This window comes from Reichenbachiella sp. (assembly GCF_965223055.1).
In the GTDB taxonomy this organism is placed as follows: Bacteria; Bacteroidota; Bacteroidia; order Cytophagales; family Cyclobacteriaceae; genus Reichenbachiella.
The window spans coordinates 82360-99691 of the sequence record NZ_CBDCVM010000006.1 but is presented as its reverse complement, the minus strand read 5'-3'; the positions used below and the strand labels follow the sequence as shown (position 1 = coordinate 99691).

Sequence of the window (17332 nt, the reverse complement as noted above, 5' to 3'; positions counted from 1 at the left end):
TAGATGATTGTTTTAAATTTTGGTCATTTTTTTCTCAAGAGTTTGTTTTAACGATTGAGAAATGTCTTCTTGTCTGATTATCGTAGAATTAATGCCTTTCCAATATGATGCGTCCTTTGCGTTGAGTCCATAGGCACTTTTAACCTCGAGAAGAAATTTTAATCCTTGCTCAAATTCTCCAATTCCGACAAATCTTTCTGTAAATCTGGAATAAAATTCATCTGGCTTTCCATTCATATTGATTGAGGAATCATTATTGTTTTTCATAGTTCTAATCAGACATTTAAAGTCTCCTGTTGCAATATATATAGCTAATCTTCTTGTTAAGATATTAGCATCCTTGGGATCAGAATTTTGAAAACAGGTGTTTAAGCAATGCTGTCTGTTTAGGTATTTATCCTTTGCTAATTGAGACCAAGCATTAGGACCAGTTTTAGATTTAATTAGATAAAGTTCGTGGGCTTCAGGATCACTTGCACCTGCATCATCCATGTATAGTAAATTTCTTCTTTTATGAGGGTCAAGGTTGCCACTTTCAATTTCGGCCATATAGAATAGAAATTCAGACATATACTGCATGGAATATCTATCAGTTGGATCTGTAGTTAAAAATGATTCACACAGATCAACTGCTTCTTTATATTCTCCCTTTTTCATAAGTGCAACCAATCTGTCATAATCGATAGGTTCAGCCGTTGCAGAATAACTGCCACAATCGCATTGAATATTTAAAGATTGAGAATACGAATGTTGAACTGCAAAAAGGATAATTATTGAGATTGCTATTCTATTCATTTTTAAGGTTTGGTGTTAGGCCTAACGTAATGATATCACACTGTGTGATATCCCCATTAAATTAATACATTTAATAATACACTAATTTCTCTCTGATATGCTGTGGTTAGGTCTAGCTGCTAAACAGACTGAATAACAAGGATAAAAGAATAGGAGGAAGATTGCAAGAGACAATGAATGCTCCTCGCTATGTCGTGTGACTAAAAGCCTTCTATAATGTAAGGAACAGCGTCATCGCCTTTGCTTGTCAAGGCGATCTGTTGGGTTGGGAGCTAATGTCGTGGGCACAGTCTGCCAGAATAAAGGGATTACCCGGATGCTGTTTCCCTCAGGTCAACATCACCGTGTAATGACGTTTCAATTTTTTGAACACAAAAAAGAGCCTTGATCCCGATAAATATCGAGATCAAGGCTCTTAATATCATAAATCCAAACTACTTATCAAGTAGCACAGAATTCTTTTAGTCTTTGATTCTTAGACGGCTCTCTCAACTTCTGTAGGGCCTTCTCTCTGATCTGTCTTACACGCTCACGTGTTAAGCCCATGATGTCACCAATCTCCTCTAGAGTGAATGGGTTGTCAGACCCGATACCGAAGCTCATTCTTACTACTTCTCTTTCTCTAGCGGTAAGCGTAGACAATGCTCTGATGGTTTCTACTTTCAACGAATCGTTGAATACCATCTGTCCATCCGTAGGAACGGTAGTTTTGTTTTCGAGTACGTCCAAAAGTGAACCAGACTCGTCTTCGCCGAAAGGAGCGTCCATAGACATTTGCTTCACTTCAGCACCGAGTGTATTTCTTACTTCGCTTGGCTTCATGTCCAGGATATCAGCCAATTCCTCTTCGGTAGGCTCTCTTTCATATTTCTGCTCTAGCTCAGCGTAAGCTCTTCTGATTTGGTTGATCGCACCAGACTTGTTCATTGGCAATCTTACGATTCTAGATTGCTCAGCAAGCGCTTGCATGATCGACTGACGAATCCACCATACGGCATAAGAGATAAACTTAAATCCTTTGGTTTCGTCAAATTTCTTAGCGGCTTTGATCAGCCCAAGGTTACCTTCGTTGATCAGGTCATTCAAAGGTAAGCTTCTATTTTGGTATTGCTTGGCCACAGATACCACGAACCTCAAGTTCGCTTTTACTAATTTTTCAAGAGCAAGATCATCTCCTTGTTTGATTCTTTGTGCTAACTCCACCTCCTCGTCAGGAGTAATCATCGGCACACTACTAACTTCAGTAAAATACTTTTCTAAGGTATGACTTTCACGTCTGTTAGTAATCGATTGTGTGATCTTCAGTTGTCTCATATGATATTGTTTTCCTTTTTTAGGGCTCTGTTCGCCTAGTACTAGTATAAACGAGCCCGCAAATTTAATATTTTATACGGTTTATTTCTAATAAGAGATTAACTATTCTGACATAATTAACACTCTTTTAAAAATAAAGTTCAAACATTAATGGGTGGTCAAAATTCCTAGGCTTGGCATCAAACTAATAAACATATCGCAAATATCCTATTGAAATTGTATTTTATGAGGATTTTGCTTGTGATTGGACTGGAAATATGGTAATATAAGAGTTCGTCTAATTTCAACTTCTAACTAAATCAACCATGGTAATGAACTTTAAAGGCGCTCGTGTAGAGCAAGATCAAGGTATCAAATATGAGACTATTGCCGACTACATGGCCAAAGACCTAATCACTTTTACTCCAGATCAAGAAATAGCAGAGGCCATAGATATCATGCTCAAAAAGAAAATTTCTGGTGGGCCTGTGCTCAACGAAAAAAGAGAATTAGTAGGTATGCTATCAGAAAAGGATTGTTTGAAAGTGCTAGTGCAATCGTCTTATCACAATATTCCGAGTGGAAAAGGTAAGGTTTCCGATTTTATGTCCAGCAATGTGAAAACACTGGAGATGGATATGGATGTAGTAGCTTGCGCCAATGAGTTCTTGAATACCTACTTTAGAAGGTTTCCGGTGACGGAAAATGGAATACTCAAAGGGCAAATTAGCCGGAGAGATATTATGCGAGCTGCTCAGAAGATAAAGTCTACGACTTGGTAATTTTCTTTTCTACATAATTCAATCTCCCCAACCCTCTTCTCCAAGAGGGAGTTCTTCCCCCTTAGAAAAAGGGGGGCTAGGGGGATTTAAAAAGGACTTACAATCATTTCAACCGATCCGGATTATCAGACAAAAAGGCTTTCCAGCTTTTGGCTGATGCCTGAGGCTTGCCTCCTTGATAATGGTGGCAAAGCGCCACAGCCAGCGCATCTGTAGCATCCAGAAGTTTGGGAATCTCTTTAAGTTTCAAGATGGATTGGAGCATAGCAGCGACTTGTTCTTTGGACGCATTGCCATTTCCTGTTACAGACTGTTTTACTTTTTTAGGCGCATACTCCGTGATAGGCACATCTTTGGTAAGTGCCGCAGCCATAGCAACTCCTTGTGCTCTGCCTAGCTTTAGCATAGATTGTACATTCTTTCCGAAAAAAGGCGCTTCCAGCGCTACTTCATCCGGTCCAAATTCCTCAATCACATGGGAGACTCGTTCAAAAATCTTCTTGAGTTTGAGTTCATGAGATTTATATTTGCTCAAATGAATGGACACCGAGTTGCAGTGTCGTCAGTTTACTGCCTTTCACGAGAATCACTCCGTATCCCATTACGGTGGTACCGGGATCTAGACCTAAAATGATTTTTTCTTTAGTTTTATTCATGGAGTTGGATAGCATTGCAAGATAGAAATATTACCTTTTATGAAAAGTGACAAGGCATCATATAATTACAAATGATTAGGGTATTAGTAAAACAAAAGGAGAGAGGTTTAAAGAATTTAATATGGTTCTTGTGGTCTCTTGGGTGTTGCCGGAGTGTTATATTCATTGTCGTTGGCTTGAAATTTAGCAATAACACAGAAGCGCTGAATATGCTAAAATCAGTTGATTTGGTCAACGGAATTGGGATGGCTTTTTGTATAGCACTACTACCATTGAATATAGGGATTGAAACTTGGAAATGGCAACATGTTTTGAAACCAATACAGTATCAGTCTTTCTCGAATTGTATGAAAATAATCCTTGCTGGTAAAAAGCTTGAATGTGATCAGCCCATTTGGAATTGGAGATGGATTTTCTCGCTATTTGGGATTATCAAGAATGAATAGAAATCAAATATTCGCAAGCTTAGCCATTGATCGATTTTTCACAACTGTTACCTACATTAATATTTGGTTTGATATCGGTATTCTTCTTAGTTGAACAAGGTCTTGAAATTCCTTTGGGTGAATTGAATGTTGTATTTGGAGTCGTCTTATTTATTGGTAATTGCGGCTATTGCTGGTACTTATTTTTTGCATGGTGATATTCGAAAATATTTTGTCGCTATTAATTTCGCATGATATTAAATCCATGATCACGATTGGGAGCTTGTCTTTTATTCGATATTTTGTTTTTGTTTCTGCAGTTTTATTTGATTTTCTGGGCTTTTGGTAGTCAGCTTCCTGTTTCTACGATTCTATATGGAATAATTCTGGGTGTTTCTAATCAAAACGTTGATTCCTAACTTATCGGTCCTCGGAGATTTGGTTAAGAGAGAGCTTTCAGCCACATTATTTTTTAGTTTTTTAGTTTCAGATTTGAGCGTAGTAATTTTTGCTGCTTTTGCAGTCTGGATGATCAACATAGTTTTGCCAGCTCTGATCGGTGTATTATTTGTGTCTGACCTCAAGAAATTGTTTTGATATATTGGATAGCTAGTGTGATAACCCTTTGCTATGGTGCGATATTGCTGTTTTTGTTATTGCTATGGCATTCGAGAAAATTTCCTGTTACTTTTCTTGAAAGCCATACAGATGTAAATGCTTCGGTTATCGTTCCGGTAAGGAATGAGTCAGCGCATATTGAAAGACTCATCAGATCCATTTTCATTAGTGCTTCAAAGCATCCTGAATTTGAAGTAATAGTGATTGATGATCATTCTCAAGATGAAACCAAATCAATAGTAAAGTCCCTGCAAGCCGAATTTGAAGAATTGAAATACGCAAAGCTGCCTGAAGAGCAAACTGGGAAAAAAGCGGCTATCACTTTAGGAACTAAACTAGCAGAAGCGGATTTGATTATTTGTACAGATGGAGATAGTGAAGTGTCTGAGACCTGGTTGGATGAACACAAACGGGCTTTCAGTAGCGGGGTGAAATTGGCTTTTGGGCCAGTAAAACTATTCAACGCTCAAAAGAATATATGGATTGATATGCTCAATCTTGAACTAGCTGCTTTAGTTGGCATTGGTGCTTCTACGATGAAAATGGGGAAACCAACTATGATCAATGGGTGCAATTATTCATTCTCTAAAGAAGCATTTTTAGAAGTAGGAGGGTTTGAAGGAAATGAGCATATTGCATCAGGTGATGATGAGTTTTTATTGAGGAAAATACATAAAGCTTTTCCTTACAAGATCAAATTCCTCAAAGGAGCTTTAGTAGAGAGCGAACCACCTGAAAGTTGGAAGACTTTCTATCATCAACGAAGGAGATGGGCATCTAAGTGGAAACAACATCAGGACATTTTTTCTTTATTAGTTCCCCTCGTTATTTTTTGCATGTATGGCGTGTGGAGTTGGATGTTAGTAGATTCAACTTTGACTGCTAATCCTCTTGGACTCTACATCATCGGCACAAAGTTTATTGTCGATTATGTATTTATATATTCTGTAATCAAGGTGCAGACGAATAGGTTGGCATTCGTGAGTTTTGTTTTACTTCAAATAATTTACCCATTTTATGTTGTATTCTTTGGGCTAGCTTCTAATTTTGGAACTTACAGCTGGCGAAACCGAACCCATAATATCTAATCCTAAACCCTGTCGAGCATGAGTGATCTCGAATTTGACATATTGGACGAATTGTATTTCTTAATTCATTACAATGATTTAAAGGAATCATTAGGTTTATCAGATGAAGACCTGAAACCAATTTTGGCTAAAATGGTTAGAAAAAATTGGCTTCGGTGTTATGATGAACCAGACGTCGAGTTGGATGCTGAGGGCATTGATATAGAGATTAACTTTAGGAATTATTACTACCTGGCCTCTAAAGAAGGTTTGAAGGCACACACGAGCTAAATGGGACAAACCAAAACCATAGAATCAGATCTTAAGGAACTGGAATTGAATGCACTGTTAGAGGTAACAGAGGCTATCAATAACAACTTGCCTGAAGAGTCTTTATATAAAATATACCACTTCACTTTGTTGGCGAATTTGAAGGTGAAAAAAACTTGCTTTGTTTGTTCATGCGAATGAAGGGTGGAATTGTAAGGTTTTTTTTGGTGTCGATGGTCAGGTTATCGAAAGTATACCTGTTGATAAATTCGAAGGAGAAGAAAAAGTAAAAACACTCGATAATACGGAATGCCAAGAGTTTGATCATGTGATTCCTGTGATGCATAAAAAGGAGTTGTTGGCTTTGGTGTTTGTTGGAGATATCGCAGAGATAGAGGCTGGGTTTACAAGTAATTCCGCAACTACCTTTTTGGAAGCATTGACAAATATTATTTTGGTGGCTATCGAGAACAAGAAGCTTGCACGCCAGCAGCTAGAGCAAGAGGCTTTTAAAAAGGAATTGGAAATTGCCAAGCAGGTTCAAAATTATTTATTCCCGAAAAATTTACCGACTTCAGATCAGTTCGAAGTGGCTGCCTACTACCAACCGCATCACAATGTAGGGGGTGATTACTATGATTATATTCCGATTGATGAAGATCAATTTTTGTTATGCATTGCCGATGTGTCGGGGAAAGGTGTGCCAGCTGCTTTGATGATGTCGAATTTTCAGGCTTCTCTGCATACATTGGTTCGACAAACTGATGATTTGAAAACTATAGTTGCTGAATTGAATCATCAGATTAAATTCAGTGGAAATGGAGAAATTTTCATCACTTTCTTTGCCGCTATTTATAGCAAATCAAGTGAACAATTGAGGTATGTGAATTGTGGTCATAATCCTCCCTTATTACAAGTGAACCTGAAAAAAGACGTGGAACTTACTAAAGGCACGACTGTGTTAGGTATGTTTTCTCCTTTGCCATTCATAGAAATGGGAGTCGTAGATGACTTGAAACAGTTTTATCTGTTTTGTTATACCGATGGATTGAACGAAGCGATAAATCCTAAAGAAGAGGAATTTGGCGAAGAGCGTATCATGAAAGCAATCAAAAGTGTGGAAAATTCTAAACCTCACGAACTCAATACAGCGATCATGAATTTCGTCAATGATTTCCGACAAGGACAGGACTACCGAGATGATGTGACCATATTGTCTGCCAAATTCAAAGCATAAATCTTTGGGCTTCTATTTCCATAGAATACCGCGAATCTTTCAATATCTATTCCCAAGGCAGCTGTGGCATGTACCAAACTTTGAAAACAAAATATTCCTAACATTTGATGATGGTCCAACACCAGAAGTAACAGACTTTGTATTGTCTACTCTACAAGAGTACTCTGTTAAAGCTACCTTCTTTTTATTAGGTGAGCAGCTGGAAAATCATATTGAGCTTGCCAAAAGGATGAGGGCATTTGGACATCAGTTGGCCAACCATGGATATAAACATCTCGATGGAAAGGAACTAACTACAAATGAATATTTTGCCAACAAAAACAAAGGACAAGATTTGATCAAAACGTTCAATGAAAACCCACTCTTTAGGCCGCCCTATGGGTGGTTTAAAAGAAGTGATAGGACAGTCGTTTGGTCTTTAATGGCCGGGGATTTTGATGGTAACTTGAATAAAGAAAAATGCCTTGCGATGTTAAAAACCAAGACACGAGTTGGGGATATTGTGGTTTTTCATGACAATGAAAAATCGTTCGATAAATTGAAATGGGTGTTGCCCAGGTATCTTCAATTCTGCGTTGATCAAGGATTTCAATTCGATTTAATTCCCCAAGAACTATGATAGAATCTTTTGCTATTGGATTGGTTTTGATTTGGGTTTTCTTTTTGTCCATGCTTCAAGTGTTGAAATTTGATAAAAAAGGAAACTCTAGAAATTCCAAAAATCCTTTCGTATCTATTCTAATATCAATAAGGAACGAAGAAAAGAATATGAAAGACCTTTGTGAAAGTCTCAACAAATTGTCATACCCACCCTCCAATTTCGAAATCTTGTTTGGAGATGATGATTCCGAAGACAAAACCCTGGAAATACTACAAAAATACAAGCCTCTAAATGCTGCAATTTTTGGCTTTCACGGCGAAGCAGACGCATTCGGAAAGCAAAAAGTCCTTTCTCAATTGGCAAAAAATGCAAAAGGAAGTTATCTAATGTTTACCGATGCTGACATGCAATTTCACCCAGATTGGATACAAGGAATGTTGAGGAAAATCTCCAATGAATATGAAATTGTTGTTGGACTAACTAGTGTTTCAGGAAATGATTGGTTGGCACGCCTTCAAAATACGGATTGGTTGTTCAATGAATGTATCGTTGGGTGGTTTTCAAGAATGGGCATTGGGTTGACTGCTTGGGGAAACAACCTCATGATGTCAAAATCCACCTACGATGCCATTGGAGGTTATGAGGGATTAGATCAGACGATTGTGGAGGATGTTGTTTTATTGAGGGCTGTTCAGTCGCTTGGAGGTAAACTAGTAGTGAATTTTGATTCATATGCGGTAGCAAATACAAAACCTGCTTCTTTTTTTGATTTACTTCATCAGCGCAAACGTTGGATGAAAGGCTTGACTGGCCTTAATCCACTGTATTGGGTAGGAGGCATGATTAAAATGTTCTTTTGGCCCGCCCTGATTTTTTTGACTTTAGGCAATACACTTTGGATTCTATTAGGGCCTATAGCTATTCTTTTGAAATCTCAATTAATATCGAGAATTAGAAGGGTCGCTAATATTCAGAGTTCCATACCTCATCTTCTGCTCTTTGAAATCTATGATTTCGTGTTTTATTTTCTCACATTTGCATTTTATCTGATGCCAATTAAGTTGATTTGGAAGGGTAGGAAATATTAGAAGAAGTTATAGAAAATTGGAATGCAGCTAGTAGAGACTCACGCACATATTTATTCTGATAAATTCAAGGATGATGTAGATGAAATGATCGAAAGATCCAGGGAGCAGGGTATTGAAAAAATATACATGCCAAACATTGATAGTGAATCAATAGATGCGATGTTGGAGTTAGAAAACCGTTATTCGGGATATTGCATACCCATGATGGGATTACATCCATGTTCGGTGGATAAGAATTTTGAGAAAGAGTTATATGTAGTAGAAGACTGGTTGAATAAACGTGATTTTGTAGCGGTTGGAGAAATGGGGACAGACTTATATTGGGACAAGACCTACTTCGAGCAGCAAAAAGAAGCATTTAATATTCAATCCAAATGGGCGATTGAAAAGGATAGGCCTATTGTCATTCATTGCCGTGAATCTATTGATGAAACGATAGCTTTAGTTGCCGATTTAAAAACAGAAAATTTCCGAGGTATATTTCACTGTTTCTCAGGTAGTGTCGAGCAAGCCAATCGGATCATTGAATTAGGATTTCTATTAGGAATTGGAGGGGTAGCTACTTTCAAAAATGGGGGACTTGAGCCTGTGCTTAAGGCAATACCTCTGGATCATTTGGTATTGGAAACGGATAGTCCTTATCTTGCGCCCGTTCCTCATCGAGGCAAAAGAAATGAGCCTGCCTATCTGGCCCTAGTGGCAGATAAAATTGCTGCGGTGAAGAATATTACCAAAGATGAGGTGGCTAAGGCTACTACTGAAAATGCCAATCGCATTTTCAATTAAACAACAAAAATGACCCGAGTAAGTAAATTTAAAGTAGTCAACATTGCGACCAGTTCGGAAGATCCCAAATCTTCCATACTCCTTATATATACAGGAGGAACATTTGGTATGGTGTATGATGAAGAAGGTTCTCTAGCACCATTCAATTTCAGTTTGGTACTCGAAAAAATACCAGAGTTGCATAAGCTGGACCTTAAGCTGACGGTAATTTCGTTTCCAGAGCCAGTAGATTCTTCAAATATTAATGTAGAGCAATGGAAAGACATGGCTTCTATATTGAAGGATAACTATCATCAATACGATGGTTTTGTGATTCTTCACGGTACCGATACCATGGCTTATTCGGCTTCTGCCATTAGTTTTATGCTCAAAGGAGTAAATAAGCCTATCATTTTCACAGGAGCACAAATTCCTATCGGAGCTACCAGATCTGATGCAAGAGAAAATTTGATTACAGCATTAGAAATTGCCTCAGCCAGGAATGGAGACCATGCAATGGTTACAGAGGTGTGTCTTTATTTTAATTATTATCTACTTAAAGGTAACCGAGCGCAGAAAATCCGTAGTAGTAACTTTGCTGCTTTCGAATCAGAAAACTATCCATACTTAGCAGAATCTGGTGTGGAGATCGTTTACAATGAATCCTTTTTGAAAAAATATAAAGAGGAGGAGTTGAAATACCGATCTGAGCTGGATCCAGATGTCGCAATATTGAAGATATTTCCAAATATTTCGCCAGCTGTGGTTAAAGGAATTTTGAGCATTGAAGGGCTGAAGGGGGTGATTCTGGAATCCTATGGGTCTGGTAACACCATGAATTACGATTGGTTTAACGACCTTTTGGAAGAAGCAATTGATCGCGGGATAGTTATTCTTAATGTCTCACAATGTATCGGAGGAAGTGTGATTCAAGGACGATATGAAACGAGCAAAAAACTGACAGAAATCGGAGTGATCAGTGGACTTGATATTACTACGGAAGCAGCTGTAGCTAAAATGATGCATTTGCTAGGTACTGAAAAGTCCATTGAGCAGGTTAAAAAGAAACTTAGCATTCCAATTAGAGGCGAAATGACCATTTAAATAGTGTTCTCCAAATTAATATGTAACTATTTGCAAATAGTGTATTTTTATAATTTATTTGTCGCTTGGAGAAAACTAAAAAAGTTAGAGAGAGGTGGCCGAGTGGCTTAAGGTGCTCGCTTGGAAAGCGAGTGTGCCCCACAAGGGCACCGGGGGTTCGAATCCCTTCCTCTCTGCACTGAATTAGTATTAAAAAGAATAACTTTTAAACCTTTATTAAAGATTTACTAAAAATTAGACTATGAAAAGATTAGTAATTTTATTGATGTTGACTGGTGTGTTTACAATGAGCACCCTAAAAACAATGGCGCAGGATGAAGTAGCTACAGAAGAAGTAGCAGCTGATTCTACTGAGATGGTGGCTGAAGGCGATAGCACAGCTGTTGAAGAGGAGTATGCGGAAGAAGAGTATGTAGAAGAAGAGGTTGCCGCAGCTGATTACGAAGAAGTAGCAGTTGAAGAGCCTGGTTTTCATCAAATCGTAAAAGATCAGTTCATCCAAGGTGGATGGCAGTTCATGGGCATCGTTTTGTTATGTCTAATTTTAGGATTGGCTGTTGCCATAGAAAGAATTATCACTTTGAACTTGGCTACAACTAACACGAAGAAGTTGTTGGAGCAAGTGGAAGGTGCTTTGAATTCAGGTGGTGTTGAAGCTGCAAAGGATGTTTGTAGAAATACACAAGGACCTGTTGCTTCTATCTTCGTTCAAGGATTGATGAGAATGTCAGAAGGTGTTGAAATGGTTGAAAAATCAATCATCGCTTACGGTTCTGTTGAAATGGGTAAATTGGAAAAAGGAATGGTATGGATTTCACTTTTCATCTCTTTGGCTCCGATGCTTGGTTTCATGGGTACTGTAATTGGTATGATCGACGCATTTGATGCGATTGCTGAAGCTGGTGATGTATCTCCTGCCTTGGTTGCTGGTGGTATTAAAGTAGCACTTTTGACTACAGTAGGTGGTTTGATCGTTGCGGTTATTCTACAGTTGTTCTACAACTACCTTGTTTCTAAAATTGATTCACTAGTTAACTCTATGGAGGATGCTTCTATTTCTTTAGTAGATATCTTGGTTAAGCATTCTGCTAAATAAGATTTTTCACTTAAAAAGAAATTAGAAATGGATTCTATAGATATAGCATTATATGTGTCTTACACATTGACGATCCTAGCAGGATTAGCTGCGATTGTCTTTCCAATAATAAATTCAGTAAGTGATCCTAAGTCATTGACTAAAGCAGGTGCAGGTGTAGCTGGTTTGGTTGTAGTATTTATTATCTCTTACGCATTGTCTGGGTCTGAAGTGACTGCTTCTGCTCTTGAGCAAGGTGTTGACGAAGGTCTATCTAAGTTTGTAGGTGGATTGTTGACTATGATGTACATTTTGATCATAGGTGCACTAGGCGGCATTGTTTATACAGAAGTTTCAAAAGCAGTAAAATAAGATTATGGCGAAAGGTAAAAATAGACCTGCGGCCGAGGTAAACTCGGGTTCGATGGCGGATATTGCCTTTCTTTTGTTGATTTTCTTCTTGGTAACTACCACGATTGCAAACGACAAAGGAATCGCGATGCTTTTGCCTCCGAAGCCGGATCCTAACGAGCCGCCACCAGAGGTGAAAACAAATGATAGAAATATCTTTAAAATATTGGCTAACTCTAATGACCAGCTATTGGTTGAAGATGAGCCTATGAGAGATGTTTCGAAGTTGCGACCAATGATCAAAGATTTTATTTTGAACTTTGGTAAGCCTTCAGCAGATGGTAGATTGTTGTACAATCAATTGCCTGCTACTTTGAGAAGGCATGTAAATAGTAAAGGTAGAAGTGCTCACTCTTCTGATGAACCAGGAAAGGCAATTGTGTCTTTCAAGGCAGATAGAGGAACGAGCTATGAACTTTATGTAAGAGTGCTTGATGAAGTCAATGCTGCCTACAATGAAGTTTATGGCGAAAGAGTAGGTATCACTGCTGAAGAATTTTTGCAACTGGATAAGAAAGATCCTGAGCAAAAAGAAATGTATACTAAAGCAAGAGCTGGTATTCCAAGAGCGATATCCATTGCTGAACCAAATAAAATAGGAGGTTGATATGGCAAAGTTTAAGAAAAGTTCAGGTACCTCTCAGGAAATCCCAACGGCTGCATTGCCAGATATTATCTTTATGTTGTTGTTCTTCTTTATGGTGACAACAGTATTGAGAGAAACTACTATCATGGTAGAGCAGAAGCTTCCAAAGTCTACTCAATTGAGTAAGCTGGAAAGAAAATCGTTGGTGAGCTATGTATATATTGGTAAGCCTAAAAGAACAGCGATTTATGGTGTTCAGCCAAAGATTCAGGTCAATGATGTGTTCATTGAAGTGAAAGACGTGGTAAGGTTTGTAAACCAAGAGAAGGACAAATTGAGTGAAGTAGAAAGAGATCAGATTACTATGTCTATGAAAGTGGACGTGGATGCCAAAATGGGTATCGTAACTGATGTTCAGCAGGAGTTTAAAGAAGCGAATGCAAGGAAAGTACTTTACAGTTCTTCGAAAAGAGTTGATTAATTACTAATCTTTAATAATATAGAAAGGTCTCGATTTATCGAGGCCTTTTTTTGTGACTATGCCGTCTGAAAAGCAAATAAAGAACGCCTGGTGCATGTATGATTGGGCGAATTCTGCCTACTTATTAGTGATTTCGTCCACCTTGTTTCCCATCTATTTCAATGGAGTTACACGGAGTGCATTCGATTCAGAAACTGTTATTTTTTTTAGTTGGGAAATAACCAATACTGTCCTGTATTCATATGCGGTATCAACTGCCTTTCTCATAGTGGCATTGATTTCTCCTTGGTTGTCGGGAATAGCTGATTATGGTGGTAAAAAGAAATTCTTCTTAAAGCTTTTTACTTATTTGGGAGCGGCTTCAACCGCAGGGTTATTCTGGTTTAGAGGCGAGAATATAGAGTATGGTATTATTTGTTCCATATTGGCCGGAGTGGGATATTCCGGCAGTTTAGTGTTTTACAATTCCTATTTGCCAGAGATAACCTCTGAGTCGGAGTATGATCAGTTGAGTGCTAAAGGTTATGCTTTTGGGTATATTGGAAGTGTACTGCTTTTGTTGATAAGTTTTGCCATGATTATTATGCACAAAACTTTAGGGTTTGAAGCAGAATCTCAAGTGGTTCGGCTTTCGTTTTTATTGGTTGGTTTGTGGTGGTTTGGATTTGCTCAATACAGCTTTTATTACTTACCAGATAACAAGGACCGGTTAAAGAAAAAAGAAAATTTGTTGGCAAAAGGAGTAAAGGAGCTAAAGATTGTATTTCATTCTCTGAAAGAATTGAGAATGATGAAGGTCTATTTGCTGGCCTTTTTCTTTTATAGTGCAGGGGTGCAAACCGTCATGCATTTAGCGGCAATTTTCGGAGAGAAAGAATTACGTCTGGAGGCAACTAAACTTATTGTTACAATTACCATCATTCAGCTGGTTGCTATAGCAGGGGCATATTTGTTTGCTGCTATTTCTAAAAAGTACAATAACGGTATTTCTATTCTTTCGATGTTAATTATATGGATAGGCGTTTGTGGTTACGCTTATGCTTTACAAACGGAATATCAGTTTTATGGATTGGCTGTGGTTGTAGGGCTTGTGATGGGAGGAATTCAGTCTATGTCCCGGTCTACATTTTCAAAATTGATCCCTAATAATACAATTGATAATACTTCCTACTTTAGCTTTTATGATGTCGTAGAGAAGTTATCGATCGTAGTGGGTACTTTCTCGTTTGGTTTTATAGAGCAATGGACAGGATCCATGAGAAACAGCACCATCGCTTTGATGCTGTTCTTTGTTGTTGGAGTTGGTTTGTTGTTATATTCTAGAATCCATAAGACTAGTCAAACCTCATATGCTTGACAGAGTCACCTGAATTGAATAATTCAAGCAAAGCATCTATACCTATCTGAATGTGGTTGTCAACGAAATTTCCAGTTACCTTTTTATCTGAGGCATCTGTTTTAACGCCTGCGGGTGTCATTGGATTGTCTGAGACCAGTAACAAAGCACCTCTTGGAATTTCATTGATAAAGCCTACAGTGAATAGAGTAGCCGTTTCCATGTCAATGCCCATGGCACGGATTTTTCGTAGATATTTCTTGAATTTCCTGTCATGTTCCCAAACTCTTCGGTTAGTTGTATAAACCGTTCCCGTCCAATAATCCATTTCATGTTTTTTTATCATCGAGGAAACTGCTCGCTGCAGTCTAAAAGAGGGTAGGGCGGGAATTTCAATGGGTAAATAGTCATTGGAAGTACCTTCTCCCCGAATAGCTGCAATTGGAAGAATTAAGTCGCCTAGTTGTGTCTTTTTCTTGAGGCCGCCACATTTCCCTAAAAATAGCACTGCTTTTGGCTCAATAGCGGAAAGTAAATCCATAACAGTTGCAGCCATAGCACTACCCATTCCAAAATTGATAATAGTTATGTTGTTGGCTGTAGCGGACTGCATCGGTTTGTCTTTGCCTTCTACGCTTACGTCAAATTTCTCTGCAAAAATTTCAACGTAGTTTGCAAAATTTGTGAGCAGAATATATTCGGCAAAGTCCTCTAATTCTACACCTGTGTATCTCGGGAGCCAATTGTCAACTATCTCTTTTTTTGTTTTCATATGGGAATTGCTTTTTGAATTTAAGTAGATGTTAGTGAGTAACATCTGGATTGAGAATAAAAGTAAATGAATTGTGCTAATATTGAAAGTAAATAATCAATAGTCATGGAAGAGTTAAATCTTCCCAGGTTTCCATTTAAAGTCAAGGAAACAGAAAATGGGAGGAAAATATGGGATGAATTCAGGAAAAAATATGTGGTATTAACTCCTGAAGAGTGGGTGAGGCAGCATTTCCTGAAATTCCTGAATGATTACTTAAAATACCCTAAATCTCTTCTCAAAACAGAGTTTGAAATCAGATACAACCAATTGAAGAAGAGGCCTGATATTGTTGCTTATGACAATACGGGGAATCCGTTGATGGTTGTTGAATGTAAAGCGCCGGAGGTGAATATTTCAGAAGCGACTTTCCAACAAGCAGCAATTTATAATCAGACCTTAAAGGCGAAGTATATGGTGATTACCAATGGAATGGATCACTTCTGCTGTGAACAAAATGAAAAAACCGGAACCTTCGATTTTGTAGAGAAGATCCCGGTTTATCAATCTTAGATGTATTTATCTAAAGGAGTGTATGGAAGATCAAATGCTTCAGAAACACCTTTGTATACTACATCACCTTTTATAACATTCAAGCCTAATTTCAATTCATTATTCTCTTTACATGCTTTTTCCCATCCTTTGTTTGCCAATTGAATGGCATAAGGTAGAGTTGCATTTGTTAATGCTAAAGTTGAAGTATAAGGTACAGCACCAGGCATATTTGCTACGCTATAATGAACCACATCGTCAATAATGTACGTAGGTTCCTGATGAGTTGTAGGTTTAGTAGTCTCAAAGCATCCTCCTTGATCTACAGCTACATCAACCAAAACTGTTCCTGGTCTCATGTCTTTAAGCATGTCCCTTGTAATCAGCTTAGGAGCTTTTGCTCCTGGAATTAACACGGCACCGATAATCAAGTCGTGATCCTGGATCATTTCTCTGATATTGTATTCGCTTGACATTAATGTTTTCACATTGGCAGGCATTACATCATCCAAATACCTCAATCTTGGCAAACTTAGGTCAAGGATGGTCACATCTGCCCCTAACCCTGCAGCCATTTTAGCTGCTTCAGTTCCTACTACACCACCACCAAGTATCATTACTTTTGCAGGACGTACTCCTGGTACACCTCCAAGAAGAATACCTCTTCCTTTCAAAGGTTTCTCGAGGTACTTTGCCCCTTGTTGGATCGACATCCTACCAGCTACTTCAGACATAGGTACCAATAGTGGCAATGATCTATCAGCTTTTTCTACTGTTTCATAAGCCAAGCACACAGATTTACTGTCGATCATGGCCTTAGTTAAAGGTTCGTGTGAAGCAAAATGGAAATAAGTAAATACCAGCTGGTCTTCCTTAATCAGTTTGTATTCTGGCTCAATAGGTTCCTTTACTTTGATGATCATTTCGGCCTTGCTATAAACGTCTTCAATAGTAGGTAAGAGCTCGGCGCCTACGCTAGTGTATTCTTCATCCGCAAACCCACTACCTTCTCCAGCAGTTTTTTGCACAAATACTTGGTGTCCGTGTCTTTTCAGTTCCTTTACTCCTGAGGGTGTAAGAGCTACACGGTTTTCGTTGTTTTTAATTTCTTTGGGTACCCCGATAATCATGGCATAAATTGTTTAACTACAATAAAATATACGACAATAATTGTTACTTATAATTTACACAACCTAATCCAGATTCGAAAGATAATTTGACGTTCTGAATCAGTCGTGAAAATATAAATTTCAAAAAACTAACTTCATTTATGATTATGCTTGAAAAAATCACATTAACCAAATTATATTCTGTTTAGTCTTTTTTTATTGTCTCAAATATAATATTATTTTGTATTCTTCCTAAAAATATTTGAATGATGTGGTGTGTTTGTTAAATTTGTAGGGTTAGGTTCTTTTATAATCGTCCTAAAAATCTTA

At 38.0% G+C, this 17332-nt stretch carries 19 protein-coding genes, 1 tRNA gene and 1 pseudogene; 15 read left to right on the top strand and 6 right to left on the bottom strand.

All coding sequences use genetic code 11. The features are described 5' to 3' along the window. Positions 1 to 12 precede the first annotated feature (12 nt). Together ACOQO5_RS05470 and ACOQO5_RS05465 are read right to left on the bottom strand one after the other, a co-directional pair. The gene (locus ACOQO5_RS05470; protein ID WP_420580677.1) at positions 13 to 795 is read right to left on the bottom strand and encodes a hypothetical protein; all 783 of its coding nucleotides are present in this window, start codon (positions 793 to 795) and stop codon (positions 13 to 15) included. Positions 796 to 1236: 441 nt separating this feature from the next. Beyond that, the gene (locus tag ACOQO5_RS05465; RefSeq protein ID WP_348306746.1) at positions 1237 to 2109 is read right to left on the bottom strand and encodes an RNA polymerase sigma factor RpoD/SigA; all 873 of its coding nucleotides are present in this window, start codon (positions 2107 to 2109) and stop codon (positions 1237 to 1239) included. Positions 2110 to 2414: 305 nt separating this feature from the next. On the opposite strand from ACOQO5_RS05465, the gene ACOQO5_RS05460 reads away from it, so the two are divergent. Continuing rightward, positions 2415 to 2870 (top strand): CBS domain-containing protein, encoded by a 456-nt coding sequence (locus ACOQO5_RS05460; RefSeq protein WP_420580676.1) that lies wholly within the window; start codon positions 2415 to 2417, stop codon positions 2868 to 2870. A gap of 103 nt (positions 2871 to 2973) precedes the next feature. Here ACOQO5_RS05460 and ruvC read toward each other — a convergent pair. Both ruvC and ACOQO5_RS05450 read right to left on the bottom strand, forming a co-directional pair. Beyond that, a pseudogene (ruvC, locus tag ACOQO5_RS05455) lies at positions 2974 to 3541 on the bottom strand (crossover junction endodeoxyribonuclease RuvC). A gap of 781 nt (positions 3542 to 4322) precedes the next feature. Then, complete coding sequence (locus ACOQO5_RS05450) at positions 4323 to 4535, bottom strand: hypothetical protein (protein ID WP_420580675.1); 213 nt, start codon at positions 4533 to 4535, stop codon at positions 4323 to 4325. 9 nt (positions 4536 to 4544) lie between these two features. Here ACOQO5_RS05450 and ACOQO5_RS05445 point away from each other — a divergent pair, with 9 nt between their 5' ends. The 13 genes from ACOQO5_RS05445 to ACOQO5_RS05385 all read left to right on the top strand — a co-directional run bounded on the left by ACOQO5_RS05445 (position 4545) and on the right by ACOQO5_RS05385 (position 14611). Then, on the top strand, positions 4545 to 5657 hold the full coding sequence (locus ACOQO5_RS05445; RefSeq protein WP_420580674.1) for a glycosyltransferase: 1113 nt from the start codon (positions 4545 to 4547) through the stop codon (positions 5655 to 5657). 18 nt (positions 5658 to 5675) lie between these two features. Next, entirely contained in the window at positions 5676 to 5927 is a 252-nt protein-coding gene (locus tag ACOQO5_RS05440; RefSeq protein WP_420580673.1) for a hypothetical protein, read from the top strand. Positions 5928 to 6087: 160 nt separating this feature from the next. Beyond that, entirely contained in the window at positions 6088 to 7143 is a 1056-nt protein-coding gene (locus tag ACOQO5_RS05435; protein WP_420580672.1) for a PP2C family protein-serine/threonine phosphatase, read from the top strand. A 4-nt stretch (positions 7144 to 7147) separates the two neighbouring features. After that, on the top strand, positions 7148 to 7762 hold the full coding sequence (locus ACOQO5_RS05430; RefSeq protein WP_420580671.1) for a polysaccharide deacetylase family protein: 615 nt from the start codon (positions 7148 to 7150) through the stop codon (positions 7760 to 7762). After that, on the top strand, positions 7759 to 8832 hold the full coding sequence (locus ACOQO5_RS05425; protein WP_420580670.1) for a glycosyltransferase: 1074 nt from the start codon (positions 7759 to 7761) through the stop codon (positions 8830 to 8832). The genes ACOQO5_RS05430 and ACOQO5_RS05425 overlap by 4 nt, the downstream gene beginning before the upstream one ends. A gap of 21 nt (positions 8833 to 8853) precedes the next feature. Continuing rightward, the gene (locus tag ACOQO5_RS05420) at positions 8854 to 9618 is read left to right on the top strand and encodes a TatD family hydrolase (RefSeq protein ID WP_420580669.1); all 765 of its coding nucleotides are present in this window, start codon (positions 8854 to 8856) and stop codon (positions 9616 to 9618) included. 9 nt (positions 9619 to 9627) lie between these two features. Beyond that, on the top strand, positions 9628 to 10701 hold the full coding sequence (locus ACOQO5_RS05415) for an asparaginase (RefSeq protein WP_420580668.1): 1074 nt from the start codon (positions 9628 to 9630) through the stop codon (positions 10699 to 10701). Between the two features lie 88 nt (positions 10702 to 10789). Continuing rightward, positions 10790 to 10877 (top strand) — tRNA-Ser (locus ACOQO5_RS05410). A gap of 65 nt (positions 10878 to 10942) precedes the next feature. Next, positions 10943 to 11797, top strand: coding sequence for a MotA/TolQ/ExbB proton channel family protein (locus tag ACOQO5_RS05405; protein WP_420580667.1), 855 nt, complete (start codon positions 10943 to 10945; stop codon positions 11795 to 11797). A gap of 27 nt (positions 11798 to 11824) precedes the next feature. Next, positions 11825 to 12148 (top strand): hypothetical protein, encoded by a 324-nt coding sequence (locus ACOQO5_RS05400; RefSeq protein WP_420580666.1) that lies wholly within the window; start codon positions 11825 to 11827, stop codon positions 12146 to 12148. Positions 12149 to 12152: 4 nt separating this feature from the next. Beyond that, positions 12153 to 12794, top strand: coding sequence for an ExbD/TolR family protein (locus tag ACOQO5_RS05395; RefSeq protein ID WP_420580665.1), 642 nt, complete (start codon positions 12153 to 12155; stop codon positions 12792 to 12794). A 1-nt stretch (position 12795) separates the two neighbouring features. Then, positions 12796 to 13254: an ExbD/TolR family protein gene (locus tag ACOQO5_RS05390; RefSeq protein WP_420580664.1), complete on the top strand. Its 459-nt coding sequence runs from the start codon at positions 12796 to 12798 to the stop codon at positions 13252 to 13254. A gap of 94 nt (positions 13255 to 13348) precedes the next feature. Next, positions 13349 to 14611: an MFS transporter gene (locus ACOQO5_RS05385; RefSeq protein WP_420580663.1), complete on the top strand. Its 1263-nt coding sequence runs from the start codon at positions 13349 to 13351 to the stop codon at positions 14609 to 14611. On the opposite strand, the gene ACOQO5_RS05380 is transcribed toward ACOQO5_RS05385, so the two are convergent. Next, positions 14589 to 15362, bottom strand: a complete 774-nt coding sequence (locus ACOQO5_RS05380) for an AMP nucleosidase (protein WP_420580662.1) — start codon at positions 15360 to 15362, stop codon at positions 14589 to 14591. The two genes, ACOQO5_RS05385 and ACOQO5_RS05380, sit on opposite strands and share 23 nt — an antisense overlap. A gap of 105 nt (positions 15363 to 15467) precedes the next feature. Here ACOQO5_RS05380 and ACOQO5_RS05375 point away from each other — a divergent pair, with 105 nt between their 5' ends. After that, entirely contained in the window at positions 15468 to 15914 is a 447-nt protein-coding gene (locus ACOQO5_RS05375) for a type I restriction enzyme HsdR N-terminal domain-containing protein (protein ID WP_420580661.1), read from the top strand. Here the strand turns inward: ACOQO5_RS05375 and ald are convergent. Further along, a complete protein-coding gene (gene ald / locus ACOQO5_RS05370; protein WP_420580660.1) occupies positions 15911 to 17023 on the bottom strand; it encodes an alanine dehydrogenase in 1113 nt (370 codons plus the stop codon). The two genes, ACOQO5_RS05375 and ald, sit on opposite strands and share 4 nt — an antisense overlap. Positions 17024 to 17332 lie beyond the last annotated feature (309 nt).

Bases quoted from the DNA above. Each gene is read 5' to 3' on its own strand.
- ACOQO5_RS05400 (WP_420580666.1), top strand. From the start codon at position 11,825: ATGGATTCTATAGATATAGCATTATATGTGTCTTACACATTGACGATC.
- ACOQO5_RS05390 (WP_420580664.1), top strand. From the start codon at position 12,796: ATGGCAAAGTTTAAGAAAAGTTCAGGTACCTCTCAGGAAATCCCAACG.
- ald (WP_420580660.1), bottom strand. From the start codon at position 17,023: ATGATTATCGGGGTACCCAAAGAAATTAAAAACAACGAAAACCGTGTA.
- ACOQO5_RS05470 (WP_420580677.1), bottom strand. From the start codon at position 795: ATGAATAGAATAGCAATCTCAATAATTATCCTTTTTGCAGTTCAACAT.
- ACOQO5_RS05420 (WP_420580669.1), top strand. From the start codon at position 8,854: ATGCAGCTAGTAGAGACTCACGCACATATTTATTCTGATAAATTCAAG.
- ACOQO5_RS05440 (WP_420580673.1), top strand. From the start codon at position 5,676: ATGAGTGATCTCGAATTTGACATATTGGACGAATTGTATTTCTTAATT.
- ACOQO5_RS05405 (WP_420580667.1), top strand. From the start codon at position 10,943: ATGAAAAGATTAGTAATTTTATTGATGTTGACTGGTGTGTTTACAATG.
- ACOQO5_RS05425 (WP_420580670.1), top strand. From the start codon at position 7,759: ATGATAGAATCTTTTGCTATTGGATTGGTTTTGATTTGGGTTTTCTTT.
- ACOQO5_RS05385 (WP_420580663.1), top strand. From the start codon at position 13,349: ATGTATGATTGGGCGAATTCTGCCTACTTATTAGTGATTTCGTCCACC.
- ACOQO5_RS05380 (WP_420580662.1), bottom strand. From the start codon at position 15,362: ATGAAAACAAAAAAAGAGATAGTTGACAATTGGCTCCCGAGATACACA.
- ACOQO5_RS05375 (WP_420580661.1), top strand. From the start codon at position 15,468: ATGGAAGAGTTAAATCTTCCCAGGTTTCCATTTAAAGTCAAGGAAACA.
- ACOQO5_RS05465 (WP_348306746.1), bottom strand. From the start codon at position 2,109: ATGAGACAACTGAAGATCACACAATCGATTACTAACAGACGTGAAAGT.
- ACOQO5_RS05415 (WP_420580668.1), top strand. From the start codon at position 9,628: ATGACCCGAGTAAGTAAATTTAAAGTAGTCAACATTGCGACCAGTTCG.
- ACOQO5_RS05460 (WP_420580676.1), top strand. From the start codon at position 2,415: ATGGTAATGAACTTTAAAGGCGCTCGTGTAGAGCAAGATCAAGGTATC.
- ACOQO5_RS05395 (WP_420580665.1), top strand. From the start codon at position 12,153: ATGGCGAAAGGTAAAAATAGACCTGCGGCCGAGGTAAACTCGGGTTCG.